The organism is Fodinicola feengrottensis (assembly GCF_010993775.1).
Lineage (GTDB): Bacteria > Actinomycetota > Actinomycetes > Mycobacteriales > HKI-0501 > Fodinicola > Fodinicola feengrottensis.
On the sequence record NZ_WOTO01000005.1, the window covers coordinates 117726 to 142841 of the forward strand.

Annotated in this window: 27 protein-coding genes and 8 pseudogenes; 19 read left to right on the forward strand and 16 right to left on the reverse strand. The window is 65.3% G+C overall.

Annotated elements, in window-relative coordinates; genetic code table 11:
- Entirely contained in the window at positions 1 to 1032 is a 1032-nt protein-coding gene (locus GNX96_RS06120; protein WP_163567342.1) for a hypothetical protein, read from the forward strand.
- A gap of 27 nt (positions 1033 to 1059) precedes the next feature.
- Here the strand turns inward: GNX96_RS06120 and GNX96_RS49290 are convergent.
- Together GNX96_RS49290 and GNX96_RS49295 are read right to left on the reverse strand one after the other, a co-directional pair.
- Positions 1060 to 1430: pseudogene (locus GNX96_RS49290) on the reverse strand (FadR/GntR family transcriptional regulator).
- Entirely contained in the window at positions 1406 to 1747 is a 342-nt protein-coding gene (locus GNX96_RS49295; protein WP_279579515.1) for a FadR/GntR family transcriptional regulator, read from the reverse strand. Before GNX96_RS49295 ends, GNX96_RS49290 begins: the two are co-directional and overlap by 25 nt.
- Positions 1748 to 1892: 145 nt before the next feature.
- Between GNX96_RS49295 and GNX96_RS62675 the strand changes: the two are divergent.
- The 6 genes and pseudogenes from GNX96_RS62675 to GNX96_RS49305 form a co-directional block, all read left to right on the forward strand.
- Positions 1893 to 2537 (forward strand): annotated as a pseudogene (locus GNX96_RS62675) (ABC transporter substrate-binding protein); the annotation flags it as partial.
- 166 nt (positions 2538 to 2703) lie between these two features.
- Positions 2704 to 2850, forward strand: a pseudogene (locus GNX96_RS62680) (hypothetical protein); the annotation flags it as partial.
- A 153-nt stretch (positions 2851 to 3003) separates the two neighbouring features.
- Positions 3004 to 3171: a hypothetical protein gene (locus GNX96_RS49300; RefSeq protein WP_279579517.1), complete on the forward strand. Its 168-nt coding sequence runs from the start codon at positions 3004 to 3006 to the stop codon at positions 3169 to 3171.
- The gene (locus GNX96_RS06135; RefSeq protein WP_279579518.1) at positions 3168 to 4070 is read left to right on the forward strand and encodes a carbohydrate ABC transporter permease; all 903 of its coding nucleotides are present in this window, start codon (positions 3168 to 3170) and stop codon (positions 4068 to 4070) included. The genes GNX96_RS49300 and GNX96_RS06135 overlap by 4 nt, the downstream gene beginning before the upstream one ends.
- Positions 4070 to 4960: a carbohydrate ABC transporter permease gene (locus GNX96_RS06140; protein WP_279579519.1), complete on the forward strand. Its 891-nt coding sequence runs from the start codon at positions 4070 to 4072 to the stop codon at positions 4958 to 4960. The genes GNX96_RS06135 and GNX96_RS06140 overlap by 1 nt, the downstream gene beginning before the upstream one ends.
- A gap of 60 nt (positions 4961 to 5020) precedes the next feature.
- Positions 5021 to 5155 (forward strand): hypothetical protein, encoded by a 135-nt coding sequence (locus GNX96_RS49305; RefSeq protein WP_279579520.1) that lies wholly within the window; start codon positions 5021 to 5023, stop codon positions 5153 to 5155.
- Between the two features lie 52 nt (positions 5156 to 5207).
- On the opposite strand, the gene GNX96_RS06145 is transcribed toward GNX96_RS49305, so the two are convergent.
- From GNX96_RS06145 to GNX96_RS62685, 6 genes and pseudogenes are all read right to left on the reverse strand, one after another.
- Positions 5208 to 5822, reverse strand: coding sequence for a hypothetical protein (locus GNX96_RS06145; RefSeq protein ID WP_163567343.1), 615 nt, complete (start codon positions 5820 to 5822; stop codon positions 5208 to 5210).
- Positions 5823 to 6066: 244 nt separating this feature from the next.
- The gene (locus GNX96_RS06150) at positions 6067 to 6375 is read right to left on the reverse strand and encodes a hypothetical protein (protein WP_163567344.1); all 309 of its coding nucleotides are present in this window, start codon (positions 6373 to 6375) and stop codon (positions 6067 to 6069) included.
- Positions 6372 to 6920 carry an RNA polymerase sigma factor gene (locus tag GNX96_RS06155; protein ID WP_163567345.1) on the reverse strand — a complete coding sequence of 183 codons (549 nt, stop codon included), beginning with the start codon at positions 6918 to 6920 and terminating at the stop codon, positions 6372 to 6374. Before GNX96_RS06155 ends, GNX96_RS06150 begins: the two co-directional genes overlap by 4 nt.
- Positions 6921 to 6989: 69 nt before the next feature.
- Positions 6990 to 7334: a hypothetical protein gene (locus tag GNX96_RS06160; protein ID WP_163567346.1), complete on the reverse strand. Its 345-nt coding sequence runs from the start codon at positions 7332 to 7334 to the stop codon at positions 6990 to 6992.
- Positions 7313 to 7483, reverse strand: a complete 171-nt coding sequence (locus GNX96_RS06165; protein WP_163567347.1) for a hypothetical protein — start codon at positions 7481 to 7483, stop codon at positions 7313 to 7315. Before GNX96_RS06165 ends, GNX96_RS06160 begins: the two co-directional genes overlap by 22 nt.
- Positions 7483 to 7770 (reverse strand): annotated as a pseudogene (locus GNX96_RS62685) (hypothetical protein); the annotation flags it as partial. The pseudogene GNX96_RS62685 and the gene GNX96_RS06165, both read right to left, overlap by 1 nt.
- Between GNX96_RS62685 and GNX96_RS49310 the strand changes: the two are divergent.
- Positions 7721 to 7843, forward strand: coding sequence for a hypothetical protein (locus GNX96_RS49310; protein WP_279579521.1), 123 nt, complete (start codon positions 7721 to 7723; stop codon positions 7841 to 7843). The pseudogene GNX96_RS62685 and the gene GNX96_RS49310 sit on opposite strands and share 50 nt — an antisense overlap.
- A gap of 57 nt (positions 7844 to 7900) precedes the next feature.
- On the opposite strand, the gene GNX96_RS06170 is transcribed toward GNX96_RS49310, so the two are convergent.
- Together GNX96_RS06170 and GNX96_RS06175 are read right to left on the reverse strand one after the other, a co-directional pair.
- A complete protein-coding gene (locus tag GNX96_RS06170; protein WP_163567348.1) occupies positions 7901 to 8506 on the reverse strand; it encodes a TetR/AcrR family transcriptional regulator in 606 nt (201 codons plus the stop codon).
- An 85-nt stretch (positions 8507 to 8591) separates the two neighbouring features.
- Entirely contained in the window at positions 8592 to 9176 is a 585-nt protein-coding gene (locus GNX96_RS06175; protein ID WP_279579522.1) for a LysE family transporter, read from the reverse strand.
- 229 nt (positions 9177 to 9405) lie between these two features.
- Between GNX96_RS06175 and GNX96_RS06185 the strand changes: the two genes are divergently transcribed.
- From GNX96_RS06185 to GNX96_RS06200, 4 genes and pseudogenes are all read left to right on the forward strand, one after another.
- The gene (locus GNX96_RS06185) at positions 9406 to 10083 is read left to right on the forward strand and encodes a sulfotransferase family protein (protein WP_163567350.1); all 678 of its coding nucleotides are present in this window, start codon (positions 9406 to 9408) and stop codon (positions 10081 to 10083) included.
- Positions 10084 to 10536: 453 nt separating this feature from the next.
- Positions 10537 to 11717 (forward strand): annotated as a pseudogene (gene rhaI / locus GNX96_RS06190) (L-rhamnose isomerase).
- A 90-nt stretch (positions 11718 to 11807) separates the two neighbouring features.
- Positions 11808 to 13874 (forward strand): annotated as a pseudogene (locus tag GNX96_RS06195) (bifunctional aldolase/short-chain dehydrogenase).
- A 48-nt stretch (positions 13875 to 13922) separates the two neighbouring features.
- The gene (locus tag GNX96_RS06200; RefSeq protein WP_163510826.1) at positions 13923 to 14147 is read left to right on the forward strand and encodes a LuxR C-terminal-related transcriptional regulator; all 225 of its coding nucleotides are present in this window, start codon (positions 13923 to 13925) and stop codon (positions 14145 to 14147) included.
- Between the two features lie 82 nt (positions 14148 to 14229).
- Here the strand turns inward: GNX96_RS06200 and rpmB are convergent.
- A pseudogene (gene rpmB, locus GNX96_RS06205) lies at positions 14230 to 14460 on the reverse strand (50S ribosomal protein L28); the annotation flags it as partial.
- A 119-nt stretch (positions 14461 to 14579) separates the two neighbouring features.
- Here rpmB and GNX96_RS06210 point away from each other — a divergent pair.
- Positions 14580 to 15404 carry a CobW family GTP-binding protein gene (locus tag GNX96_RS06210; RefSeq protein ID WP_279579523.1) on the forward strand — a complete coding sequence of 275 codons (825 nt, stop codon included), beginning with the start codon at positions 14580 to 14582 and terminating at the stop codon, positions 15402 to 15404.
- Positions 15389 to 15757, forward strand: a complete 369-nt coding sequence (locus GNX96_RS49315) for a GTP-binding protein (RefSeq protein ID WP_279579524.1) — start codon at positions 15389 to 15391, stop codon at positions 15755 to 15757. Before GNX96_RS06210 ends, GNX96_RS49315 begins: the two co-directional genes overlap by 16 nt.
- Here GNX96_RS49315 and GNX96_RS06215 read toward each other — a convergent pair.
- Positions 15754 to 16251, reverse strand: coding sequence for an XdhC family protein (locus tag GNX96_RS06215; RefSeq protein ID WP_279579525.1), 498 nt, complete (start codon positions 16249 to 16251; stop codon positions 15754 to 15756). The two genes, GNX96_RS49315 and GNX96_RS06215, sit on opposite strands and share 4 nt — an antisense overlap.
- Before the next feature lie 128 nt (positions 16252 to 16379).
- On the opposite strand from GNX96_RS06215, the gene GNX96_RS06220 reads away from it, so the two are divergent.
- From GNX96_RS06220 to GNX96_RS06230, 3 genes are all read left to right on the forward strand, one after another.
- Positions 16380 to 17189, forward strand: a complete 810-nt coding sequence (locus GNX96_RS06220) for a DUF2071 domain-containing protein (protein ID WP_279579526.1) — start codon at positions 16380 to 16382, stop codon at positions 17187 to 17189.
- A 50-nt stretch (positions 17190 to 17239) separates the two neighbouring features.
- Complete coding sequence (locus GNX96_RS06225) at positions 17240 to 17536, forward strand: hypothetical protein (protein WP_279579527.1); 297 nt, start codon at positions 17240 to 17242, stop codon at positions 17534 to 17536.
- 342 nt (positions 17537 to 17878) lie between these two features.
- Positions 17879 to 18112, forward strand: a complete 234-nt coding sequence (locus tag GNX96_RS06230) for a hypothetical protein (RefSeq protein ID WP_163567352.1) — start codon at positions 17879 to 17881, stop codon at positions 18110 to 18112.
- A gap of 266 nt (positions 18113 to 18378) precedes the next feature.
- Here GNX96_RS06230 and GNX96_RS06235 read toward each other — a convergent pair whose 3' ends face one another.
- Positions 18379 to 18774, reverse strand: coding sequence for a hypothetical protein (locus tag GNX96_RS06235; protein WP_163567266.1), 396 nt, complete (start codon positions 18772 to 18774; stop codon positions 18379 to 18381).
- Positions 18775 to 20110: 1336 nt separating this feature from the next.
- Positions 20111 to 21375 (reverse strand): annotated as a pseudogene (locus tag GNX96_RS62690) (DUF222 domain-containing protein).
- Between the two features lie 875 nt (positions 21376 to 22250).
- On the opposite strand from GNX96_RS62690, the gene GNX96_RS06250 reads away from it, so the two are divergent.
- Positions 22251 to 22451 (forward strand): hypothetical protein, encoded by a 201-nt coding sequence (locus tag GNX96_RS06250; protein ID WP_163567354.1) that lies wholly within the window; start codon positions 22251 to 22253, stop codon positions 22449 to 22451.
- A gap of 135 nt (positions 22452 to 22586) precedes the next feature.
- On the opposite strand, the gene GNX96_RS06255 is transcribed toward GNX96_RS06250, so the two are convergent.
- A complete protein-coding gene (locus tag GNX96_RS06255; RefSeq protein WP_163567355.1) occupies positions 22587 to 23519 on the reverse strand; it encodes a LysR family transcriptional regulator in 933 nt (310 codons plus the stop codon).
- A 136-nt stretch (positions 23520 to 23655) separates the two neighbouring features.
- Here GNX96_RS06255 and GNX96_RS06260 point away from each other — a divergent pair, with 136 nt between their 5' ends.
- Positions 23656 to 24477 carry a TIGR03619 family F420-dependent LLM class oxidoreductase gene (locus GNX96_RS06260; protein WP_163567356.1) on the forward strand — a complete coding sequence of 274 codons (822 nt, stop codon included), beginning with the start codon at positions 23656 to 23658 and terminating at the stop codon, positions 24475 to 24477.
- Here the strand turns inward: GNX96_RS06260 and GNX96_RS06265 are convergent.
- Positions 24464 to 25102 (reverse strand): TetR/AcrR family transcriptional regulator, encoded by a 639-nt coding sequence (locus tag GNX96_RS06265; RefSeq protein WP_163567357.1) that lies wholly within the window; start codon positions 25100 to 25102, stop codon positions 24464 to 24466. The genes GNX96_RS06260 and GNX96_RS06265 overlap by 14 nt on opposite strands.
- Between the last annotated feature and the right edge of the window lie 14 nt (positions 25103 to 25116).

Consider the following 25116-nt stretch of genomic DNA (forward strand, 5'->3'; position numbering starts at 1 on the left):
ATGCCGGCCGCTCACCGTCCAGGTGGTCGCCGCGCGCGCGGGGGTTCGCGTCAGTGGTGGTCGCCGGCCGCGCTGGTCGCGGTCCTCGCCGCCGGCCTGCTCGCGATCGGACCGTGGACACCGTTGGCCACGATCGGCCTCGGCGGCGGGCGTGCGTACGCGGCAGCCGGCTCGCACGTCGGCGTCATAGTCGACTTCAGCGGCCAAGGCGGGTACCCACAGCCCTCAGTCTCCTGTGCTGACTGGTCTTCCGGCATCACGCCGGTGGGCGTACTGATGGCCAAGTTCGACCCCACGGGGAAGAACTCGGACCGGGTCGGTCTCGACGCCAATCGGAATGTCTGCAAGATCAACACCATTCCAGCGGACGGCTGCACCCCAAATGCGTCCGGCTACTGGGTGTTCGCGTACTCGAAGACCGGCAATGGCGCCTGGGCGTCCTCCGGTCAATCGCAGAGTTCCCCTGTTGACAATGGTGCCGTGGTCGGCTGGAAGTACGTCGCGGGCCCGCCGCCCTCCACGCCGCCAGCCGCGGCACCACTGCCCGGGGTCGCACCGGACATCAATAAGACCTGCCCGGTTGCGACCGCGTCCCCGACGCCCCCCCGAGCCACTCGGCCACCCCGAGACCGACCCCGTCGCCCACTCCGGCGGCCAACGGCCAACAGCAACACCAACACCGCCCCCGGGACGGGTTCGTACCCGTCGTACCCGCCCACCACGTACGGGCCGGGCTCGACCACCTCGGGGTTGCCCACCCAGCCGGCCGTGCCCGGCGCCGGTGACGGCGGCATCGGCTCTACCGGCGGTTTCGGCGACCAGGGCGCTCAAACGCCCGGCGTGAACCCCAAGCCGGCCGCGGCCACCTTCGACACCCGCGGCTGGACCCGCTGGGGCCTGATCCTGGTCGCTGCCGGCATGGCGCTGGTGATGGTCACCGGTGGCCTGTTCACCAGCAACCTGATCCTGTCCCGACGGGCCTCCGCCAAGAAGGGCCGCCACCGCGTCTCCACCCGCCGGCTCGCCGTCTAGCCCTCGCCCTCCGCGAACAGCGGACAGTTACCAGGCCTTGGCCACGTCGGCGACCGCCTTGAGCAGGAGTTCCTCCATTGCGAGGGCGGCCCGGTCGGGGTCTTGGGCGCGGATGGCGTCGACGACGGCGCGGTGTGGCTGGGGACGGGGTCGTCGGCGGCGAGTACGCCGTGCACGATGCGGTCCCGTTCGGCGAGGCCGGTTTCGATCACCACCTCCATCCGGACCAGCAGTTCGTTGTGAGTGGTGGCCAGCAGCAGGCGGTGAAAGGCGAGGTCGGCGACGACGGCGGCCGCCGGGTCGGCGGCGGCGGACATCTGGGTGAGGCCGGCGTCCAGGCGCGCCAGGTCCTGGTCGGTACGCCGGACGGCGGCTAGCCGGGCCGCGCCGGGTTCCACGATGGTGCGCAGGTCATGCAGGTCCGTGAAGAGGCCGGGCTCGGCCCGCTGACCGAACTGCCAGCGCAGTACGTCCGCGTCCAGCAGGCTCCAGTCGGCCCTCGGGCGAACGTGCCGCGTTTGGGACGGGCATCGATCATGCCTTTCGCGGCCAGCACGCGCAGGGCTTCGCGCATCACGGTCAGGCTGACGTCGAACTCGTGCTGCAGCGCCCCGAGGTCGAGGGTGGCGCCCTCGGGGAGCTGTCCGGACAGGATCCGGCCGGCGATGGTCTCGACCGTCTGCCCGTGCACTCCGCGCCCCGCGTATTGCCCCATTCCGGTCGTATCCCCTCGCCACTATTCATTAATTACGAAGATATCTTGACAGTGGGAACTCCGGCGCGGCAACCTTTGCGAAACACGAGTTCACCCGCCCACCGCATGGGTTGCGGGCGAGTGCTGGCGCCCGGGAGGGTCCACAATGATCCACAGTCAAGTCAGCCGGCGTGGTTTTTCTGGCGGGCCTCGGGGGGGGGGGGCGGCCGCCGTGTTGGGCGGGTGCGCGACCGCGCCGACCGCGGGTGGTGGCGGCTCGGACTCTCTGGTGCTGCAGTCGTCGCTGTCCGACGCGGCGCCCAAGGCCGCGCTGACGAAGATCGTGCAGGGCTACGGCAAAGCGAAAGTCACCCTCAACACCATCGCGATCGAGTCCTTCCGCGCCCAACTGCCGACCTACCTGAACTCCGGCAACCCGCCGGACGTGCTGACCTGGTACGCCGGATCGGTCGCCCGCGACTACGCGAAGAAGGGCTTCCTGCTGGACGTTTCGGATCTGTGGAAGGGGAACGGGCCGTTGGCGAACTATTCGCCGGCGTTGCGTGAGCTGTCCAGTGCGGCCGACGGCAAGCAGATCTTCGTACCGACCAGCTACTACTGGTGGGGGATTTTCTATCGGAAGTCGGCGTTCGCCAAATGGGGCGTACGGCCGGCGACCAGCTGGACCGAATTCATCGCGCTCTGCCACACATTGAAGAGCAAAGGCGTCAATCCGCTGACGATGGGCACCGGCTCGACGCCGTGGGTGGCGTCCGGCTGGTTCGACTACCTGAACTTGCGGGTCAACGGCGCCACCTTCCATCGCGACCTGCTGGCCGGCAAACATTCCTTCGACGGCCCCGAAGTGCGCAAGGTGATGGACTACTACAAACAGCTGCTGCCGTTCTTCGATCCCAAGGGCCGGGTCATATTCCTGGCAGGATGCCGTCACCCCTTTGGTGAACCAGAGCGCCGGGATGTATTTGATCGGTGCTTTCGTGACCCAGTCGGTGCCCAAGAACCTCGTCGACGACATCGACTTCTTCCAGGTGCCGATCATCGATCCGGCCGTGCCGACCGCCGAGGAGGCGCCCACCGACGGGTTCTTCGCCAGTGCGAAGTCGCAGAATGTCAGCGGCGCCAAGGATTTGCTGTCGTTCCTCGCGTCGCCGGCCAGCCAGGAGACCTTTATCAAGCTGTCCAACTCGTCGAACCTGCCCACCTCGCCGCTGGTGAGTACGACCGGATTCTCCCCGCTCGTACAAAAAGGTGTCCAGTTGCTCACTGGCGCGAAGGCGATCACCCAGTTCTTCAACCGTGACTCCAGCGACGAGCTGCAGACCACCGCCGACACCGCGCTGACGAAATTCCTGGACTCTCCCCAGGATGTCTCGACGATCCTGGCCGGCTGGCAGTCGTCGGCGCAGAAGGTGCTCTCGTCGTGACGGTGGCGCTTTCGGCGGTCGTACGTCGGCGCGTTCGCCGTCGAGTGCCGTGGCCGGTCTGGGTTTTCCTGCTCATCCCGGCCGCGGTCGAGCTGGGCTGGGTTTTCTGGCCCGGTATCAACAGTTTCTACCTGTCGCTGACCAAATGGAACGGCCTCGGCGCGCCGCTGTCGGTCGGGACCAAGAACTACACCGATCTGTTCGCTGACGATGTTTTTCGGCAGGCGCTGGGAAACAACGTGATCTGGGCGATCGGCTTCGGTGGCCTCTCGGTGGCCGGCGGGCTGGCGCTCGCGGTGGCGCTGAACCGGCCACGCCGTGGCGTCGGCATCTACCGCAGCGCGATCTACCTGCCGATGGTGTTCTCGCTCGCCGTCACCGGACTGTTCTGGCGGGTCCTTTATCAGCCGGACGGCACCATCAACGCGGCTCTTGGCTTGGTGGGGCTGAAAAGCTGGGAACATCAGTGGCTCGCTGACCCGAACACCGCACTTTATGCCGTCCTGGTCGCCGCCGTCTGGAGGCAGGTCGGGTATGTCATGGTGCTCTACCTGGCCGGTCTGAAAGGCTGCGACCCATCCCTGGATGATGCGGCGGCGGTGGACGGAACCACGCCGTGGCAACGATTCCGGTACGTCGTGTGGCCGCAGCTGCGGGGCGTGAACACGGTCATCTTTGCGGTCACGGTGATCGATTCGTTGCGTACGTTCGACATTGTCTGGGCGATGACGCAGGGCGGCCCGTACCACTCGTCGGAGCTGCTCAGCACTTACATGTTCGAGCAGGGATTCACGTTCCTGAATCTCGGCTACGCGTCGGCGATCGCGGTGGTGATCTTCGCGCTGGCGATCCTTTTCATCATTACCTATCTCGTCCGCGCCACCCGGCAGGAGGACTGATGGCCGCGCAGATCGTGCTGGAAGCGCCACCAAAAGAGCCGCCCGTACGACCGGTGAAGATTGCCCGGAAACGGCGCCGCGGCTGGGTTTTCCACGCGGTGATGACACCGTTGACGCTGCTCTGGGTGGCGCCGATGCTTTTCGTGGTACTCATAGCGGTCCGGTCTTTCGACGATATTTCCGCGCGTGGCCTCGCGGCCCTGCCGGATTCGTTTGACCTGGGCGGTTTCGTCACCGCGGTGGGCGACGGCGGCATTGCCCTGGCGCTGGTGACCAGCGCCGAGGTGACCGTGCCAGCGGTGGTTTTGAGTCTCTGGCTGGCATCGATGGCCGCCTTTGCGCTCAGCCGCTACCGCATTCCGGGCCGGCGCGCGATTTTGCTGACCATGCTGGCCGGCAACCTGCTGCCGCCGCAGATCCTGCTTATCCCGGTGGCCCGGATCAGCGAGTCCTTGGGCATCTACGACAGCCTGGTCGGACTTGTTGCCATCCATGTTGGTTTTGGGCTTGGTTTTTACACTTTCGTGCTGCACGGTTTCATGCGCTCGATCCCGACCGAGATCACCGACGCGGCGAAGATCGACGGCGCCGGTACGGTCCAGATCTACGCGCGGATCATCATGCCACTGTGCCGCCCGTCGCTGGCCGCACTGGCTGCGCTCGCGACCACCTGGATCTTCAACGACCTGATCTGGTCGATCACGGTTCTGCGTACCCAGGCCAAATTCCCGGTCACCGCTGCCCTACTCAATTTGCAGGGCGGCTATGTCAGCAACTGGAACGTCGTCGTCGCCGCCGGCTCCATCCTCGCCGCGATCCCCACCGCGATCGTCTTCTTCGCCTTCCAACGCCACTTCGTCTCCGGCCTCCTGGTCGGCTCCACCAAGTAGACACAAGCGGAAAAGCCTGCACGGCAGCACCGCTTGCGAGGAGATTTCGCGGTCCGCAAGGTGAATTCCGCTCTCCTTGAGCAGTGGCAGTACGAGGTGACCTCGGGAGGTCGCAGCTGGTACTGCCCCGATCCGGCCCGCCGGATCGGCTGGATCACCTGGGCCGGAACGGGGCACCCGAAGGCGACTGACTGAAACAGTCCGGGCCGTTCCGGTGGGACGGAACGGCCCGGACGTTGGTCGCTGGTCAGGCTCCGCCGCCCGGATGGTCGGTGGCCAGCGGAATCTGTGGCGACGGCGGCGCGTCGGTCCAGCCGATGCTCAGGTAGTCAGTGCCAGCGACGAGCCTGCTGGCCGCACCGTTGCCGGCGCCGACAGGGAGCGACTCCTCAGCCAGCAGCATGCCGGTCTGCGGACTGATGATCAGCCGGTCTTCGCGGCTGCCGCTAGGACTCGCGAAGGTGAAAGTCACCGTGTCGCCGCTGCGGCCCTGGTTGTCCTTGGTGGTCCCGAGGCTCTTGACACCGGTGACCGTCGCCAGCATCTTGTACGCGGCGGAGCGGGTTCCGGCCGTGACCGGGCTGGTGAGGATCTGGCTGGCAACCCTGAACAACCACTCGTCCTGAGACCAGGCCTCGTCCGAGGTGGGCTTGCGGTTCTTGAAAATGTCGACGAGATAGGCCTTCAGCGCGGCCGAGTTGGTAGGCAGTGCCTGAAGCTGGGTGACGGTGAAGCGTTTGTTGTCATCACCCAGCCAGTAGGTGTCGTCGCCCATGCCCTTGGTGTTCAGGCGGTCTGCCTTCCCCGGCGCCGCGCTCCGCGGATAGGGCTTCGCCCCCTTCTTCGCGGCCGGGGGAAGCACGTTGAATGTCGATGGCGCGCCGTCACGTTTCCAGGCAGCCGCGTCGGTGGCAGTGGCAGGTGCCGCACCGAGGTACTGATGGACCTGCCAGCTGTCGTCTGCGGCGGACTTGGCTGCCCACTCGTCATACCGCTCCTTGATGACGATCGCGTAGCGGTTGTCCGCCGGGCCGGCGATCTCGCCGTCCAGGGCAACGGTTTGGGCCAGCCAGAAGCGGCCCGAAGCGGGTTGACTGCTGGAGTTGTCAGCCGCGGCGAGCAGAATGTCCTGCGCGGACGACCGGGCGTTGGTGCCCGCCGGATGGGTGGTGGTTGGCAGGCTGCCGAGAGATCGAACCGGTGGCCAGCACGGCGACCGCGACGGCGCCGGCGAGCCCCGTGGCCACGCCGAAGCCGATCCCGGCGCGTACGACGGTTCGCCGGGTGGTCGAGCGCCGTTCGATCGGCTGGGCGAAAGCAGCGTGGAGCTGGCGGTCCCGGCGGTTCGGGTCGGGGAGTGGGTCGAGCTGGTCGGGGCGGGACGCGGACAGCTGGTTCATGACGTCGTTCTTCATCGGGCTATCTCCTTGGCGAAAGCAGGTATCAGGGCTGGTGCGGGCTCCGCGGCGGAGTCGGCGAGTGCCGTCTCCAGGCGGCGGCGCGCGCGGTGCAGCCGTACGAAGTAGGTGGGTTGACTGCAGCCGACGACCTTGGCCGCGTCCCGCGAGCTGAGGCCGTGCCACGCGACCAGGGTGAGCAGCTCACGGTCCGCCTCCGGCAGCGACGCGAGGGCCCGCAGTACGGCAGCCCGCTCGGTGACGCCGTCCGCGATATCGTTCGCGGGATGCTCGACCGCCGCCCAGGTCACCATCTCGGCCTGCAGCGACTCGTCCCGCGCGGTGGCCCGGAACTGCTGCCGGACCACGTTGCGGGCGACGCCCAGCAACCACGGCAGTGTCGGTTCGGGTATGTCGTCAAGTCGCCGCCAGGCGACCATGAAGGTGTCGTTGACCGCTTCGTCCGCGAGTTGACGGCCGGCGCGACTCACTACGTACGCGTGCACATTCGGATGCCACGTGTCGTAAAGCGCGGTGAAGCGTTCGATTCTGGAAGGATCCATACGCTCTTCCCCGGCTCCTTTGCCCTTGACTGTGTTGTCACTGGGCAATGGCGGCGAGCCCGGCGGTTCTTACGCCCTATTCAAAATCACGGTGGCAAGTACGGGGAAGTGGTGGTCGGATGCTTCCCGGCCAGGTTCGTAGCGGAGCGTACGAGTGGAGATCGTCGGCCGCGGCCGGCAGCCGTTCTCGTTCAGGTGCCCGACGTAGTCCAGGACGTTGCTGTAGTGCCGGTAGCGGCGCCCGGTCAGCGGGTTCGCGGTGCCGTCGAAGGTGGCCGCGTGGATGGGTCCGTCCGGCTGGATCCGGCCGCCGACCACGGCGTTCGCGTCCACATGATCGGTGCCCACTGGCCCCGGCCGGCCGTGCTGGTCGGCTGCGAAGTATTCGATGTTCAGGTCGCCGGCGAGCAGCATGGGGACCGTCTTGGGCGCGGTCTGGGACACGAAGCGGCGCGCAGCTCGGCCAGCTGCGCCATCCGGACGGCGTGCCGGTTGCCGCGCTCGTCGGCCTGCAGGTGGGTGGCCGCCAGCCAGAGCGGCCCGGCCGGCGCGTCCAGTGACACCAGTGCGACGCCCTTGTTCGACAGGGCGTCGGTGGTGGCCGGTTGGTACGAGCGAAACGTGTGATGGTGGCGGTCCAGGATCGGGAACCGGGGGACAGCACGCGTACGCCGCCACCGACCAGCCGGCTGACCGTGCCGCGCCGGCCCGATCCGGTCCGGCCAACCTGCGGGGTGACGTGGTAGCCGGCCGCCCGTAGCCTCGCCACCAGCGCGCCGGCCGGCCGGTTGAAGGCCTCGTTGAGCACGACGACATCCGGATCGGCCCGCTCGACGACTTCGGCGGCCAGCTCGGCACGCCGGCGCGAGCCGGTGACCGGCAGCTGCAGAACGTTGAAGACGAGCAGGCTGATCGCCATCTAGGCAGGGTGCTGGCCGGGTGACATCTTTGTCAAGTGTCTTGGACGTACGTACAAACCGTTACCGTGCGCCGGTGGGCTGGCGCTGCCGGGCCGAGGCCACCAGATAGTCGGTGAACTGGTCCAGCACCTGCCGGGCGCTGTCGCCGTCCCGGTCGACCACCCAGCTGAGGGTGGCGCCGTCGATGATCGTGTACGTGTAGCGGGCCAGCAGCGGCAGGTCCACGGTCCATTCCACGCCGGCCGCCGCCGCGACCGCCTCCAGGAACCCCGTGGCGGCCCGGAAGTAGTTCGCGTACTGCCGGCGGGTCAGCTCGATCAGCTCCGGCCGGCGCAGCGCGTACTGGGTCAGCTCGTACGTCAGCTGGTGGACGCCGGGGTTGGCCTCCACCTCCTCCCAGTACGCGCCGACGCTGGCCCGCAGCGTCTCGCGCAGGTCGGAGTGCGGTCGTACGACGCCGATCACGGCGTGCACGTTCCGCTCGTTGATCGTGTCGATGACTTGCAGCAACAGCTCTTCCTTGGAACGGAAGCAGTAGTGGAAGAAGCCCAGCTGCATGCCGGCCTCGGTCACGATGGCCCGAGTGGTCGCCTTGGCGACGCCATCTCGGGCCATCACCCGGATCGCCGCCTCGATCAGTTCGTGGCGGCGCTCCTGGGCGGACACCCTTGCCATACTCGTCGTATCCCTACTCCAGCACGATTCTTGTCGTTGACAGCCTGGACTTGTCGGTCCGTACAGGTCAAACCGGTCAGGACAGTACGGTGTTCACGGCCAGCGCGACGATCACTGCGCTGGAGACGTACGCGCTGATCAGCCGGCCTTTCGCGGTGGTCAGCAGGCGGCCGAGCAACGCCCCGCCGCCGGCCAGGGTGAGCTGCCAGCTGGCCGACGCGACGAACGCGGCGACCGCGAAGGCGAGCTCTTCGGGCAGTGTCAGCGCGCCGGACCTGCGGCCGATCACCAGCGCCGCGAAGTAGAGCACCGTGGTCGGGTTGAGCAGGGTCAGGCCCAGGACGACCGCGTACGCCCGAAAAGGCGTGCTCACCATGGCACCCGGTGGCGCTTCGGTCTGGTCGCGGAAATGCCTGGTCGCGGCCCATGTCGTACGGACGGCGAGGCCGATCAGTACGACCACCGAGACCCACCGCAGCGGTGCCGCGATTGGGGCGATGACGCCGGCCAGCGCGGCGCCGCCGAGGGTCGCGATCAGGGCGTACCCGCCGTCCGCGGTGGCTACCCCGAGACCGGCGGCGGCGCCGACCCGGAGCGAGACGCGCGCGCTGAGGGTGACAAGCAGAGTGCGATGGCGCGCCGATCGGGATGGCGACGGCATAGCCGGCCACCAACCCCGCGACGATCGCCGCGATCACGGTCGGTGGCGGGGGACGTGACCGGCACCGGAGCAGCGCTGCTGTCGCGTCGTACGAGTGGTCGTACGAACGCGGATCTGCATCGACAGCTCGGAAATGGTCACCGACGAAGTGTGATTGGTGCCGTTCGGACCGGGCAACCGGATTTCTTCGGGCGAAAAACCTCTGAGACCGAGGGATAGGGTGGGACACATGCTGAAACTCATCGGCGCCGGGTTCGGCCGGACCGGCACCCTCTCCCTGAAGACCGCGCTGGAGCAGATCGGTTTCGGGCCGTGCTATCACATGGCCGAGCTGATCGACAATCCCGAGCGGATGGCGCACTGGACGCCGATCATCGAAGGCAAAAAGCCTGACTGGGAGCACATTTTCGCTGGATATCCGGCAACCGTGGACTGGCCGGCGGCCGCGTACTGGCGCGAGCTGGTGGCCGCCTATCCGGACGCGAAGGTGCTGCTCTCGGTCCGCGACCCGCAGAAGTGGTACGACAGCGTCGACAACACCATCTACTACGTCTACAAGCTGATGCGGGATCCGAGCCAGTTGCCGCCGGCCATGCAGGAGCGGTTCGCGAGCCAGTCGCCCGGCGAGCGCATGCGGCTGCTCCAGGAGCTGATCTGGGACGGCACCTTCCAGGGGCGCTTCGAGGACCGCGACTTCGCCGTCTCGGTCTTCGAAAAGCACAACCAGCAGGTGATCGACGCGGTGCCCGCGGACCGGCTACTGGTCTACCAGGTGGGGCAGGGATGGGGCCCGCTGTGCGACTTCCTCGGCGTACCGGTGCCCGATGGTGACTTCCCACGGGTCAACGAGGGCACCGAGTTCCGGGCCCGGATCACCGAGGGGCTGACGCCGGCCGATCCGCACTGACCTGTAGCGGTCAGATCACTGGCTGAAACCGGTCAGATTCTTGTACGGGCGACCGGGTGGCGGTTCTGTGTGTTTCTGTAACGTATAGCGTCTTGCCCAAAATTTTGGGCATTAGCGTATTTAGTCCGTTTTTCTCGAGGAGGTTCGTAAATCGGGTCGCGATCGACGGCCGGCGGCAAATAAAAAACGTAGATCCTATACGGTTTGTCGGGCCGTAGGGGGGTGTGCCCGACATCACCCCGATCCATGGCTTTACCGGGGCTTTTACCACTTGCGACGGTCCGCGGGACACCGGCTTGACCGGTCACGCGGGTCTTCGTCGCTTCTTACCCATCATGAGCCGGTTGGGCGCCAACTATTGACATCGCGCCTTCCCAGGGCCAAGGCTACCTCTCAGCGCGGGATTGAAACGATTTACGAACGCGTGCCCGCAAACGCTGGAGGAGACTGCCGATGACCGAGCTCGACCCGGCCCGCCGCTCTGCGGTGGCGACGGCGCTGCGTAGTCAGCGGATCGAGACTCCCTCGTGGGCGTACGGTAATTCTGGCACCCGGTTCAGGTCTTCGCGCAGGAGGGCGTGCCGCGCACGCCGTACGAGAAGATCGACGACGCGGCCATGGTGCACGCGCTGACCGGGGTGGCGCCCAGTGTTGCCATCCATATCCCCTGGGATAAAGCGGACAATTATTCCGAATTAGCGCAATATGCTGTGGATAAAGGCATCCGCATTGGCGCGATCAATCCGAATGTCTTCCAGGAAGACGATTATCGGCTCGGCAGTGTCTGCAACCCGAATCCCGGCATCCGTCGCAAGGCCACCGACCACCTGCTGGAATGCGTCGAGATCGGCGTCGCGACCGGCTCCACGCTGCTGTCGCTGTGGTTTGCCGATGGCACCAACTACGCCGGCCAGGACGACATCTCGGCCCGCCAGGAGCGGCTGCACGAGGCGCTGGCGCAGGCGTACGCGCGAATGCCCGACGGCATGCGAATGCTGCTGGAGTACAAGTTCTTCGAGCCGCACTTCTACACGATGGACGTTCCGGACTGGGGAACGTCGTTCGCGCACTGCGTACGGCTGGGCGAGAAAGCCCAGGTGCTGGTGGACACCGGGCATCACGCGCCGGGCACCAATATCGAGTTCCTGGTGGCGATCCTGCTCGGTCAGGGCAAGCTCGGCGGCTTCCATTTCAACAGCCGGAACTATGCCGACGACGACCTGATGGTCGGCGCGGCGGACCCGTTCCAGCTGTTCAGGATCATGAACGAGATCGTCGGGACGGATTCGCTGCGTCCCGAGGCCGGCGTCGCTTTCATGTTGGACCAGTGTCACAACCTGGAGCCCAAGATTCCGGCGATGATCCGGTCCGTGCTCAATGTGCAGGAATCGACGGCGAAAGCTCTATTGGTCGACCGAGAAGCGTTGACTCACGCCCAAGGTTCTGGTGATGTGCTTGGTGCACACGCCGTACTGATGGATGCGTTCTCGACCGACGTTCGCCCGTTGCTTGCCGACGTACGGCAGGAAATGGGGGTCGACCCGGATCCGATCGCGGCGTATCACCGGTCCGGCTACCAGAAGCGGATCGAGGCGGAGCGAGCCGGTGGCTCGGCTATGGGCTGGGGCGCATAGCGGTTCAGGCGGTTGTTCGGAGGTAGGCCAACGGCGGCCGCTAGACACCAAATCAATTTGAGAAAGTCTGCCCGGAACAGAAAGCGAGACATGCGTACGCATCCACAGGTCGCCGAGTTGCTGGCTCGCAGCCACCGGCTAGGCGCCGACCCGCGCAACACCAACTTCGCCGGTGGCAACACGTCGGCGAAGGCGAGCGCGGTCGACCCGGTCACCGGCGGCTCGGTGGACCTGATGTGGGTGAAGGGTTCCGGCGGTGACCTGGGCACTCTCACCGAACCGGGCCTCGCGGTCCTGCGGCTGGATCGGCTGCACGCGCTGGTCGGCGGTTATCCGGGCGTCGCGCGCGAGGACGAGATGGTCGCCGCTTTCGACTTCTGCCTGCACGGAAAGGGCGGTGCCGCGCCCTCGATCGACACCGCGATGCACGGCCTGGTCGACGCCGCACATGTAGACCACTTGCACCCCGACGCCGGCATCGCGCTGGCCACCGCGGCCGATGGCGAGCAGTTGGTGGCCGACTGTTTTGGCGACCGAGTGGTCTGGGTGCCGTGGCGGCGGCCGGGGTTCCAGCTGGGCCTGGACATCGCCGCGATCAAGCGCGACAACCCGCAGGCCGTCGGCGTGGTGCTGGGCGGCCACGGGATCACCGCCTGGGGCGATGACTCGGCCAGCTGCGAACAGCACTCGCTGGAGATTATCCGGGTGGCCACCGACTATCTTGCGACCAAGGGCCGCGCCGAGCCTTTCGGCCCGATGCTGGCTGGGCGAGAGCCGCTGCGCGCCGCTGCCCGCCGCGAGCGGGCCGCCGCGTTGGCGCCCTTGCTGCGCGGGATCGCCTCCACCGATCACCGTCAGGTCGGCCACTTCACCGACGCCGACGTGGTGCTGGATTTCGTGGCCAGGGAACGGATGCAGGAGTGGCCGCGCTGGGTACGTCCTGCCCGGATCACTTCCTGCGCACCAAAGTCCGCCCGTTGGTGCTGGATGTGCCGGCCAACGCGCCGCTCGCGCAGGTGTCCGACCGACTGGCTGAGCTGCACGCCGCATACCGCGACGACTATCGCGCCTATTACCAGAAGTACGCCGACGCCGAGTCGCCCGCGATGCGCGGCGCGGACCCGGCGATCGTGCTCGTACCCGGCGTGGGGATGTTCTCTTTCGGCGCCGACAAACAGACCGCCCGAGTGGCCGGCGAGTTCTACGTCAACGCCATCAATGTCATGCGTGGCGCCGAAGCGGTGTCCTCGTACCATCCGATCGACGAGTCGGAGAAGTTCCGGATCGAGTACTGGGCGTTGGAGGAGGCCAAACTCGCTCGCCGGCCGGCGCCCAAGCCGCTGGCCGGGCGGGTCGCGCTGGTGACGGGCGGGGCTTCCGGGATTGGCCGCGCGACCGCGTCCCGGCTGGCCGCCGAGGGCGCATGTGTGGTGGTCGCGGACCGCGACGCGGACCGCGCCCACGAGGTGGCCACCCAGCTCGACACGGAACGAAAAGCGTTGCGGCCGGCCGATGTGGCGGTCGCGGCGGCCGCGGACATCTCGTCTGCGGCGGCGGTTGCCGAGATGTTCGCGGTGGCGAACCTGGCTTTTGGTGGGGTTGACCTGATCGTCAACAACGCCGGACTGTCGATTTCCAAGCCGTTGTTGGAAACGACGGACGAGGACTGGGACATCCAACACTCGGTGATGGCCCGCGGGTCGTTCCTGGTCCCGGTCCCCCGGGCCGCGGGGGGGGTGATGGTGGCGCAGGGCTTTGGCGGCGACATCATTTACATCTCCAGCAAGAACGGGGTCTTTGCCGGGCCTAACAACGTCGCGTACGGTGCGGCGAAGGCCGACCAGGCGCATCAGGTGCGGCTGCTGGCAGCCGAGCTTGGCGCGTACGGCATCAGAGTCAACGGCGTGAACCCGGACGGGGTGGTCGGGGGGTTCGGGGATCTTCGCCGGGGGGTGGGGAGCGCAGCGGGCCGCGGTTTACGGGGTTCCTGAGGAAAAACTCGGGGAGTTCTACGCCCAGCGCACGCTCCTGAAAAGAGAGGTACTGCCGGAGACGGTCGCCGCCGCGGTGGCGGTCCTGGCCGGCAACGAACTGTCACACACCACCGGGTTGCACATACCTGTCGACGCCGGAGTCGCAGCCGCATTCCTGCGGTAGGGCCCGACAGGTGATCTCCAACGGCGTTAGGAGGCCGATGTGAGCGTTATGACCGAAGATGCAGCGGTGTTGCGGAGCTTCGAGCCGCTCACCGAAGACGACGTGGTGCTGCTGCGGCTGCTTGCCGACGGCCTGCCACTGGAGTCCGTCGCCCGCCGGCTGCAGTTGTCGGCCCGTACGGTCCGCCGCCGGACCAGGGCCATCTGCGACCACCTGGGCGTACGCGCACCAGTGCAGGCCATCGTGTGGGCGGCCCGCAGGGGTCTGCTTTAGAGAGAACGGCTGCCCGGGTGTAACGCTCAACGGGTTTCTGGGCGTGGATCAATCCACGAGCGTTACATTCGGCTCTGTCACACCTTTCCCCGCGGCCGCGAATGCGGGCGACGACCGCTTCAATTCCGCACTTGTCGATGGTCCTGAGGCCCTTGACGCTGACCCGCAACGTCACGTAGCGGTTCTGGCTGGGCAACCAGAACCGGCGGCGCTGCAGGTTAGGGTTCCAGCGGCGTGAGGTGCGGTGGTGCGAATGGGACACGGTCTTGCCGAAACCTGGTTGTCGACCGGTCACCTGGCATTTCGCGGACAACGGCGTTTCCTTCCTGGCATTGTTGGCGTAGTCTGCACTCCAGTCCATAATGAAAATGGTTTTCATGTCAAGTAAGGCGTGGGACCGGTGGGATGGAGTGCTGCATGTCGACGGCTTGGGTGAGTGGTCCTGATGAGCGGCGGGACGCCGAGGTGACGGCCGGCAGGCGACCCCGGGTGACGGTGCTGTCCGGGTTCAGCCCACGGGCGACGACCGCGGCGACCGAGGTGTTGCTGGCTGCGGACCGGGATCTGGTGGTCGTCCGGCACGACCTGTCCGCGCTGCTGGAGGGCCGGTTGCACCGGTTCGTCTGCACCGCCGACGAGGTGCTGGAGTCCGAGTCGATCGAGCTCGTACACGGCTGCGTTTCCTGTTCGCTGCGTGAGGACGTGCTGCCCACGCTCGTACGGCTGGCGCGTACCAGGCCGGCCTCGGACCAATTGCTGGTGCTTCCCGAAGTGGTCGAGCCGGAACACATCGCCTCCGCGTGCGTCGGCTGCGTGGTGGACGGCCGGCCGGTGCTGGATTGGGTCCGGTTGGGCACCTTCGCGGCGGCCATCGACGGCGAGACGTTCCTGGCCGACCTCACTTGCGACGACGACCTCGGCGATCGCGGCCGCAAAAAACCGCCGACGACGACGATCGCGCCGTGGCCGGCGTTATCCTGCGTCAGCTGGAGTTTTCCGATGTCGTGCTGGTCGCGCCGGCGCAGACTCCGGACGTACGGCTGCCGAGCCTGGTCACCGCATTGGCGCCGTGGGCCGAACTGCGGCCCGTACAGGAAGCCGCCGCCATCCTGCACCGCCCGGACCGCGATTTGGACCTGCCCAGCGCGGCCCTTCGTGGCCTCGAAGGACTCCCCGCTGCCGCCGACGGCACGATGGTTTTCGCGGCCCGGCGACCCTTCCACCCCGGCCGCTTCGACGCCGTGCTGCCCCGGCTGATCGAGCGTACGGTCCGCGGCCGGGGTCACCTGTGGCTCGCCAGCCAGCCGGACACGGTTGTCGCGTACGAGTCGCACGGGTGTGGGGTGAGCATGGGCGCCGCCGGGCTCTGGCTGGTGTCGGCCGAGCCCTCGGACTGGGACGACGTGTCGCCGAACCGGCGTACGGCGGCGTCATTGGGCTGGGATGACTATTTCGGGGATCGCGGGATCGAGCTGGTTTTCGTTGACCTGGATGGAGATCGTACGGATTTGCGGGGGCTGTTGACCGAGTGCTTGTTGACCGACGCGGAGTTGGCGCTGGGTGAGGACGGCTGGACCGCGTTCCCCGACCCGTTCGCCGGCTGTTTCTAGAAATCGAAGCCGCCGGGGCGGGAGTTGCGGTCGGCGATCAGGCCGGCGAGGGTGGAGATCGCGATTTCGGCTGGCGTACGGGAGCCGATGTTGAGGCCGACCGGGCGGTGCACGCGGGCGATGTCGGTGGCTGGTACGGCGCGGGACTGAAGAGCCGCGACGTGCGGGCCGGGATGGCGGGGGTTGCCCATCACGCCGATCCAGCGAGCCGGGTGTTTCAGTGCGTCAGCGAGCATCTGGCCGAGTTCCTCGCGGTGGTGGTCGGTGACGACCAGGTCCGCGTCGCAGGTCAGGGTCGGTACGGCGGCGACCGCGACCAGGCCGTCGGCGGCGGCTTTGGCGCGGCGATCAGGATCTGGCTCGACCAGGACGGTCTGGTAGCCGGCGTCGGTCGCGTAGCGAACGAGGTGCGCGGCCACCGGTGACGCGAAAACCGTGACCAGCATGCGGTCGGCGGCGAGGGTGGTCGGTGCGCCGTGGGCGACCGCGCGCACGCGGCGCCAACCTGCTCTTCAGTCATACATACCGGCCTACCATGTCCGGCTTGCCTTTACCAGGGCGCAAAGGGTGGGAAGGTGGTCGGCCGGCGACAAGCGGCAGACCGGCTGCGCTATCGTCCACATTGGACAGACCCGCCAGCGAGAAAGTAAACCGTTGTCGCTTTTTTGGGGCGCTCAGCCGCCATCCGCTGCCCGTACTCGCGCATTTCGACCATTCACTGGTGGTCACCTTCGGGCTACCGCCAGAACAGGTGCGCCCGCTCCTGCCGGCCGGGCTGGACCTGGAAATATACCGGTCGCCGGAGGGGGATCGGTTCGCCCTGGTCGCGGTCGCCGCCGTCAGCCTGCGTCAACTGCGGCTTCCCTACCTGCCGCGCCTTCTGGGCCTGCGCACAATCATGACCGGTTACCGAATTTTCGCCCGATACCAAACACCGGGCGGCCGGATCCTGCGTGGCTTGCGGCACCTGCGAAATGATGCGGACAACGCATTGCTGACGCGTACCGGCAATCTGCTCACCGACTTCGACCACCAGCGGATCCACGCGTGGACCGAGCAGACTGACGGCCAGGTCCGGTTTGTCGCCCATTCGGCCGACGGCACCGCTGACGTCGACATCGTCGCGGACCTCGCTGAACCCGAACCGCACCAGGACGCGGTCTTCGAGACCCCCGACGACGCCCGCCGCTATGCCGGTCCTCGCGGCTATACGTTCTCGCCCGGCGGTGACGGCGGGATCGTGGTGGTGCGTACGTACCGCAGCGACTGGGAACCTCGCCAGGTTGCCGTCGACGTACGACCGCGCCGCGCCTCGTTTTTCCAGCACGGACCTTTTGCTGGTACAAAGCCAATTCTGGCCAGCGCGTATTACATGTCAGACCTGAACTACGGCTGGCACCGCGGCCGCCTCCGGCCGGCCCGCGCAGGCTAGGCAGCAAAACTGGGTGGCGTACGGTCCGCTAAAGGGCGATAGTCGGTGGTATGTCGGAAAACGGCGAGCAGCGACCCGAACTCACCCGGACTTTTGGCTGGTGGGACATGTTTGTCGAGCCGGCGGACGATCCGCGCGCCGACGGTGGTTTCGAGAACAACGAGCGCGCCATGCTGGTCGGGTATCTGGCTGACCGCCGGCTGACGTTGCGTATGAAATGCGCCGGGCTCGACGCCGACGGCATGGCCCGCCGCTCGGCGTCGCGGGGTACGTACGGCACCTGGTCACGTACAACTTCACGGTTGCCGACACCCACACGTACTATGTACTGGCTGGTACGACGCTGATCCTCGTCCACGACTGTGCATCGCCCAACATTCGGATTTCTCCGGCCGCGTCTGACTGGGCTACGAAGGGGGCGAATATGCACGTCGGGGGTTCTGAGATCCGAGTCTTTCCCGACGGTGATGGCGGTGTTGGGTTCGAGGGAATTCGCCTGAGCAATGGAATGGCAAGTGCGCGTGATGTTGAGACGGTCAGGAGTGCCATCATGAATAATCCGGAGCTTCGAGTGGACCTCATCGACAAGGCCAGGTCTGCCATGTCGGATATGAATGATCACAACTGGGGTAACTCGCTTAACCGAGCCCAGAGATGAACTTCCTCGTCAAGGCGCTCGGGAAGATCGAATGACCGCAATTGACTACCTCGCGGCAGTTGTGGGCACGGGAACTGTCGCAGGCGTTGGCCTTGGAGCGTCTCCGGAGCAGATCCGCGACGCACTCGGAAGCGAGTGCGTCGCGGATCGGAGGAAGAAGTTCTTGCGTCTTGACTATGGGCTTCTTGAGTTCAACCTATTTGTGGGGTCTTGCGAGAACATCGCCATCCAGGCCATCGCCTTGCGGATGGAGTTGATGGACTGATCCCAGCTCCATTGCTGGGATCACTTGACGGAATTGCGGAGCGGATTGTATTTGATGATCTGCGAGGCAAGGTTGAGGGTTATTTCTCATGCCGCCTGGACGAAGTCCAAGGGCAGGGTGGATATCGTTGCTATCGCATAACTGAATCCCATGTACTGCTCTATGTCGTTGATGAGGGATTGTCTGATCTGGGGTCGCTAAGGGCCGGAGATCTTTGGTCAATCATGATCTCTGGGGCCGGTTGACGGCAGTAGTTGACGGCAACGTCAGCGGACGGGCGCTGCACAAAACGGTGGGTCGTTGCCGTCGTCGGGTCGGGTGGCGGGCTGGTCGGGCTCGCGGAGGGCGAGGTCGAGGAGGTCGATAGCGTCGCGCTGGAGGCGGCAGTAGTGACGGCAACAACCACGCACACCAGCGCACAACGGCGCACTCCGACGGATCGCCACATAGCCGCTGGCCAGGGAAAACGCAGGTAGCGAACGACCGCAAGCCACACGTACTATATCCTGGCTGGCACTACGCCAGTGCTTTGTTAATAACAGTTCCACCTGCGGAATTACGATGTCCTCGGCAATCGGTGACGACCGCTGCTGACCAAGGCGGCTCAGCAGGCTGGAAAGAGTCAGGCTGTGCAGCGCGACTTGGACAACCTCTTCGGTCAACTCTCCATGGAAATATGAAATCCAGGCATCGGATTGAAGGCACTTGCGGGAACGGACGTCACTTACGACCGAGGTACCAATGGTGGACGACTGTTCTTCCGGAACGTGGTCGGTGGAATACGAATCGTGGGTAAGGCGGACAAGGGAAACGAGCCCAAGGTGATCGGGAGATTGATGAAGCTCTATGACCAGTAGTCCATTTCATGTAGTGGAGACTCCGCAGTTCAAGGCCCTATTTATGCTCGGGACGGACGGACGAGCGCGTGGACACCGTGGAGAATGTTGACGCCGAAGTCACGCTCCCTGACGGATGAAGGTGGAGTGCGACGCTCATGACGCTCTTGGAGATTGAGCGAATCATGATGCATTGGGCTGAGAGCGGGGAAAATCGAAGCGGAGCTTACTTTCAGTGCTCGGATTTGGTGATCGTTCGCACGGGAGGTATTCCCGGGATGGTCCGAGCGCTGGAGGCCGTTATTGAAAACGGAGGGTTACAAGGTATCTTGGGAGATCTGAACTAAAGGATCTTCCGAGGCTCGGTGAACCGCCCAATTACGACCATAGAGACCCCATCGGATTCGCTTCCGGTGGGGCTCTGGAGGGTCTAACGGCAGTAGTCGACGGCAACGTCAGCGGACGGGTGCTGCAGAAAAGGGGTGGTTCGTCGCCGTCGTCGGGTCGGGCGACGGTTGCGGGGGGCGTTGCCTCGGAGGTCGATGGCGTCGCGTTGGAGTCGGACGTGGGCGCACACCGTCGCGGTCACGCCGATGTGCGCATGGCTCGGCGCCTCTTCTTGACGACGAGCGCGACGCCTGTTCCAGGAGGAGGGTGGGCTCCCGTGAGATCATCCCGGGGAAAGTCTTGGAAATAGTGCGCTACAGGCGAAATTTTCCGAAAGCGGAGGTGCGGGGCAGTGGGGAAAATATTCTACGTCCACCTACCAGAGTTCGTATGGCCCATTCCAGGTGCACTACTACCAAGCCGGTAGTGAGTTAAGGGACATTTGAGACGTGGCGCAGGGTGGATGGCGGAAGAGCATTTTGATGGTGTGGGAGGTTGCTTGACCTGGCTTGTCCAGCACCGGGGTCTGGTCTGGCCTGTCGGGCGCAGGTGGTGCCGCTGTGACAGTCCGATCGAATTGGCGCATCGTTGTCGAAGTGCATCACAGAACCCGCTTCTTCGCGGCCTTGACGATCGCCGGATGCTCCAACCAAGTCCATTCCGTCACACCATCGGAAAGCTCACCACGACATCCCCGTCTTGGTAGTAGACGTGCTTGACCCAGCGACTCTCGCTGGCCGTGGTGAACCCGGGATCACCGGTGCCCTTCCTACCGTTAGAACGGTGGTGGTGGGTATTGGTCGTTGGGTGTGACGTCGTAGGTGCGTCCGGTGGGGCTGGTCCAGAGGAATCGTCCTGGTGTTGGTTGGGTGACGGTCCAGCCGTGTTCTTTGATGTCGTTGTGGAATTTGCAGGCTGGTCCGGTGCTGTCGTACGCCGTTTTGCCTTCCGGGTCGCGGAAGGGGATGGTGTGGTCGAATTCGCAGGTCGCCGCGGGTCGGTTGCAGGCGGGGCCGCAGCATCGTTGGTCGCGTGCGTTGACCAGGTCCCGTAGCGCCTTGGTGGGGCGGTAGCGCGTGCGGCCGTGGTCGATCACCACTCCGCTGACGGGGTCGGTGAGGATTCGGTACCACTCACTGGTTTCATCTCCAGCCAGTTCGCGGGCGCGTTGCGCGGTCATCGGCCCGTAACCACTCAGGATGGCAGGGTTGTCGTCCAGGCCCATCAGGGTGGTGGCGTCGACGCGGAGTTCGATTTTGGTGCGTACGTTGCTCGGCACACCCAGGCACGATCGGTCAACGCATCCGCTCGCAAAGCGTCCATCGTCCGAGTCTCGTCTTTGGTTTTGAGGCTGCGGGCGATGGTGTCGATGCGACGGTAGATCGCTTCGGCTGATTCGGCGGGCAGGAACGCGCCCAGCAGAGCCATGCCGTCTTCGCAGGGTTTTTGTTTTTCTACTCGCCTCTCAGAGACCAGTTTCTTGCGGCGGGCTTCGGCGGCTGCCGGGTCGATTTTGATGACCTCCCGGCGGGCCCGGTCCCGGATCGATCGAGGCGTTTTCGAGTCGGCGCCGGGTAGGACCTTTTCTTCGACTTTCTGTGCGTCTTCGGGGCAGAGGTGGCTGACCTGGTCCGCGAACGTGAATGCCTTGCGCAAGTCGAGGTGACCGTGGGACATCCCGGCCATGGTGCCGGGGAGTTCGTGGACTAGTTGGTACGCCAAGTTCAGTCGTTTCTGGGCCGCGGACAGGCTCCAGGTTAGTGATGCGGCGATTTCACCGGCCGCGTATTTGGAGAATGGTGCGCCTACGGCGGGGCGGGCGTTGGTGAAGCGGTCCATGAACCGCATCTGCATCGCCTGGGTGTAGGAGATCACCTTATCCAAGGTTTCGATCGCGGCCAGTGCGGTGTCAGCGTCGGCTCGGCCGTACCGGTCGAGTTCTTCCAGCATTTGCAGGGGGGGGACCCAGCTGGGTGGCATGGTGCGCCACGGCTGCTTGTTGGGGTCGGTGAATTCTGGTCGACTTCGTTTTCTGCTCATGACCCAATTTTACCGGCTGCCACCGACAGTCGGGCTGCCAGTTTTCGTTTCTGTGGATAAGAAAGGGACCACTTAACCCCCTGTGGAGAACTCGTATTTCAAAGCGCTCTGGCCCGATACTCAACTGCTTGTTTCCTACGAAGCGGTAGTGACGCCCATTCGTCCCGACGTGGTGCCACTGTGAAAATCGGACCTGATCCAGGGCCTCGTCGGGCGAAGTACACCACCGCACCGGTCTCTTCGCGGCCGCGACAGAGGAGGAATATTCGTCGCTCTTCCAGCTCCGCCCGCCACAAACGGTCGCCCCGGCGACGGGCCCATGTTTGCGCAGCAACCATCCGACTAACACTTGACCAGCCGTATCGCCAGCCCATCGGCCACGTCCGGGGAAAGTCCACTACAACACCCCGCCTTAGCAATACAATTCGACCTCGGGGGATGTGATGTATGATTTCAACTACAAAGTGGTCATGACCTGGAGGTAAGCGACTGATGAGGGTCACGTTCAAGGGAAGTGAGGTTGCTGACCAGCGCATCTTTCAGGGGTCAGGGTCTCTGCAGGTCGGGATGGATTACCTCGTCCTTGAGATCTTCGCTCAGGCGGACGGTGCCAACAAGTTCGCATTGTGTTCTCGGATGTTGAGCTTCCATCGCTCTTCGACTCAAGGTTGTTCGAGATTTCTTCGGATCGAATTCCACCGGCTTGGCGCGTCACCCGAAATCAGAGTGGATCCTTGACGTTTGGGCCCGAGGAATGGACCCGGCAAGGTTTTTGGGAGGCATTCATGGATCATGAAGATTGGGCAGTCCAGCTCTATAGAGCCGGGCATGTCAGGTCCCTTGGTGATGGAACCTCAAGACGAGTGAGGTCCGGTGTGGTTGAGGAAGAGCAGATTTTGCTGGCTCTATCTGTTGATGATGCGCGAAACCTTATGGATGCGATCCATTTGCTGGGGGAACATGTAGCGGCTGGTGCTCCGATCCCCGAACTCGATGAAGATTTTGATCGAAGTGTCGGAGGCATCTACCAGCATCTCATCTCTGAGCTTCAGAAGCTTGGGCGCCTTCGAAGATGATGAAGCCCTTGTCGCGCGATAGGTGGTCCCCGAAGAACCCGCCCAAGGTGATCGCCCAGGTTAGATCAATTCCTCGCGGATGCGACATGGATAGGTCGTGCGTGACGGTTTTGTAGATACGTGGTCGGGAGAGTCCTATCGTCCGCTGAGAGAATTTCGGACACATTCGGGAGAGTGCCATTCCTGGAGGTAGGTGATGAAGGCCGCAGCGGCGGGGGACGGGGCGTCTTGGGCTAGTACGGTGGCGAAAACCTGGCGGGGTGCGATTTCGTCGAGGACGGGGACGATGGCGATGTCGGCACGCATGGCGGCGACTGCGAGGCCTGGGAGCAGGCTGATGCCGAGGCCGGCGGCGACAAAACCAGGCTTGGCGATCCAACTGTGTACGTCGATGAACTTGGATGGCTGGAAACCGGCGCGGGCGCAGGCCGCGAGCAGCAGTGGTTGTGGGCTGGCTTGGATCCAGGTTTCCTCGGCCAGATCGCGAAGGTGCACCGCCGCCGCGTTGGCGAAGGGATGCGTACGAGGCAAGGCGACCAACAATGGGTCGTCGAGCAGGTGGATGAGCCGGACGGAGTCGGCGTCGAGGGCACCGCTGGGGTAGTCGCTGACGACCGCGACATCCAGAGTCCCGCCGCGCAGCGCATCGAGCAGTTCGGGGCTCACCGCCTCGTGGATGTTGGTTTCCACCAAAGGAAAGTCGTTGATGAATCGGCGGAGGGTGGCGGGCACGAGGGCGGCGTTGGCACTGTGGAACGAGCCGATCCGGAGCCGGCCGGCGGTGCCGCGGCTGACCGCGGACATCTCCGCGGCCGCGGCCTCCAACCGGCCGAGGATGTCCACGGCGTGCCGATGCAGCGCCTCGCCGACCGGGGTCAGTCGTACGCCACGGGCCTGTCGGGCGAAAAGTGGGCCGCCGCCGACCGTACGCTCCAGGGCCGCGATCCGCCGGGAGACCCCCGGCTGGGTGTAACCGAGCGGCTCGGCCGCCGCGGTGAAGGAGCCGAGCCGGGCCACCTCGCAGAAGACCCGAAGGTCAGCCCAGGCGAAGTCATGCGCAGACGTCATGTCTCACATTCAAATCCGTCGCTGGTGTTATGGGAAGACCCTGCCTAACGTCGAATAAGAAACAGAGCTGAAGGAGCACGGGTGTATTTAGGGCTTTTCATGATCAAACGGGTACGTCTGCGCCACTGACCCGTCGGTGGCGGTCGCGGCGGCCACTGCCGCCGAGGCGGCCGGGTGGGAGAGTGTGTGGACCGGCGAGCATTACGTCCTTCCGGAGCCGGGAGTCGGGCGTGGGCCCGAAGCGGACACCCCGATGTTGGATCCGTTTATCGCACTGGCGAATGTCGCTGCGCACACCCGGAAACTGCGGCTGGGCAGCGGTCTCACCGTCGTCCCGCTGCATCATCCGCTGATGCTGGCGAAACAGATTGTGTCGCTGGACCGGATCAGCGGTGGCCGCTTCATGTTCGGCGCTGGAGTCGGCTATTTGCAGCCGGAATTCGACGCGCTGGGCGCCTCGATGGCGGACCGCGGGGATCGTACGGCGGACTATCTCGACGCGATGCGGGCGATCTGGGCCGGAGACCGGAGTTTCTCCAGCAAACATGTGAGTTATGAGGGCGTACGAGCCGAGCCCGGACCGCTGCGCGCTGGCGGCCCGCCGCTGCATTTCGGTGGGCATGTTCAGCGTGTTTTCGACCGTACGGTCCGGCAGGCCGACGGCTGGTACGGCTGGGAGCTCAGTCCGGAGCGCACCCAGACAGCCCTGGACGGACTCCGCAAAGCCGCGGCGGACAACGAAAGGCCGGCGGGGATGGGCGAGATCGAGATCTCGGTGACTCCCCCCACTCAGGTGCCCCTCGATGACAAGCTCATCGACGCGTACGCGGAACTCGGAGTCGACCGGCTTATCGTTGTCCCGCCAAGAAAAGCCCACGACAACGCCGATGAGCTGGGGCGATTCGTGGAACGGATGGGGGACCGGATCGCCAGCCACCCCGCTCTTACCCCGGCCTAACGTCCGCCGCCAAAAGGATGGGTGCGACGATCGCCAGCGACTCCCGCAGTACAGCCTCGAACGGCCGAGTTTCCTCATCCTGGAGCCAGTTCTCGGTGGCCACCCGGGCCGCCGCGGACACCGCGGCGGCCACCACCGCCGGCATCGGCCCGGGTCCGGTCCGGGCTTGAATCGCGGCTGCCAGCGGATATTCCAGTGCCCCAACGGTTTTCGCGTACTCACTGGTCAAAGCCGGCGCCGACGTGATCAGTGCGACGGTTTCCTTGGTCGGCTCGGCGTCGCCGGCATATTGCTTGACGATGGCCTCGGTCACCACGGTGAGCAGGGGTTCGTCGGCCGGCCGGGTCCGCACCGCCTGGCCGACCCGCAGCGCGCGGTCGGCTGCGAGCGCGACGCAGATCGCGTGCAGCGTGCTGTGGAAATAGTTGTTGTACGTGCGTGGGGAGACGCCGACGGCATCGGCGATGTCGTTCACCCGTACGTTCTCCGGCCCGTTGGTAAGCGCGAGCCGCAATGCGGCGGCACCGAGCGCCTCTCGGGTCGCCGCCTTCTTGCGGTCACGTAATCCCAGGTCAGGGTTGTCCTCGGCGGTGACGAGGACGAGGTTGCCGTGTTTCTGGAACACCAGGCCGGCTTCGT

Coding starts and splice junctions, on each gene's coding strand:
- GNX96_RS06120 (WP_163567342.1), top strand. CDS start 1: ATGCCGGCCGCTCACCGTCCAGGTGGTCGCCGCGCGCGCGGGGGTTCG.
- GNX96_RS49295 (WP_279579515.1), bottom strand. CDS start 1,747: ATGGGGCAATACGCGGGGCGCGGAGTGCACGGGCAGACGGTCGAGACC.
- GNX96_RS06140 (WP_279579519.1), top strand. CDS start 4,070: ATGGCCGCGCAGATCGTGCTGGAAGCGCCACCAAAAGAGCCGCCCGTA.
- GNX96_RS06150 (WP_163567344.1), bottom strand. CDS start 6,375: ATGAAGAACGACGTCATGAACCAGCTGTCCGCGTCCCGCCCCGACCAG.
- GNX96_RS06155 (WP_163567345.1), bottom strand. CDS start 6,920: ATGGATCCTTCCAGAATCGAACGCTTCACCGCGCTTTACGACACGTGG.
- GNX96_RS06160 (WP_163567346.1), bottom strand. CDS start 7,334: ATGCTGCTCGCCGGCGACCTGAACATCGAATACTTCGCAGCCGACCAG.
- GNX96_RS06175 (WP_279579522.1), bottom strand. CDS start 9,176: ATGCCGTCGCCATCCCGATCGGCGCGCCATCGCACTCTGCTTGTCACC.
- GNX96_RS06185 (WP_163567350.1), top strand. CDS start 9,406: ATGCTGAAACTCATCGGCGCCGGGTTCGGCCGGACCGGCACCCTCTCC.
- GNX96_RS06200 (WP_163510826.1), top strand. CDS start 13,923: ATGACCGAAGATGCAGCGGTGTTGCGGAGCTTCGAGCCGCTCACCGAA.
- GNX96_RS06225 (WP_279579527.1), top strand. CDS start 17,240: ATGTCGGAAAACGGCGAGCAGCGACCCGAACTCACCCGGACTTTTGGC.
- GNX96_RS06230 (WP_163567352.1), top strand. CDS start 17,879: ATGACCGCAATTGACTACCTCGCGGCAGTTGTGGGCACGGGAACTGTC.
- GNX96_RS06255 (WP_163567355.1), bottom strand. CDS start 23,519: ATGACGTCTGCGCATGACTTCGCCTGGGCTGACCTTCGGGTCTTCTGC.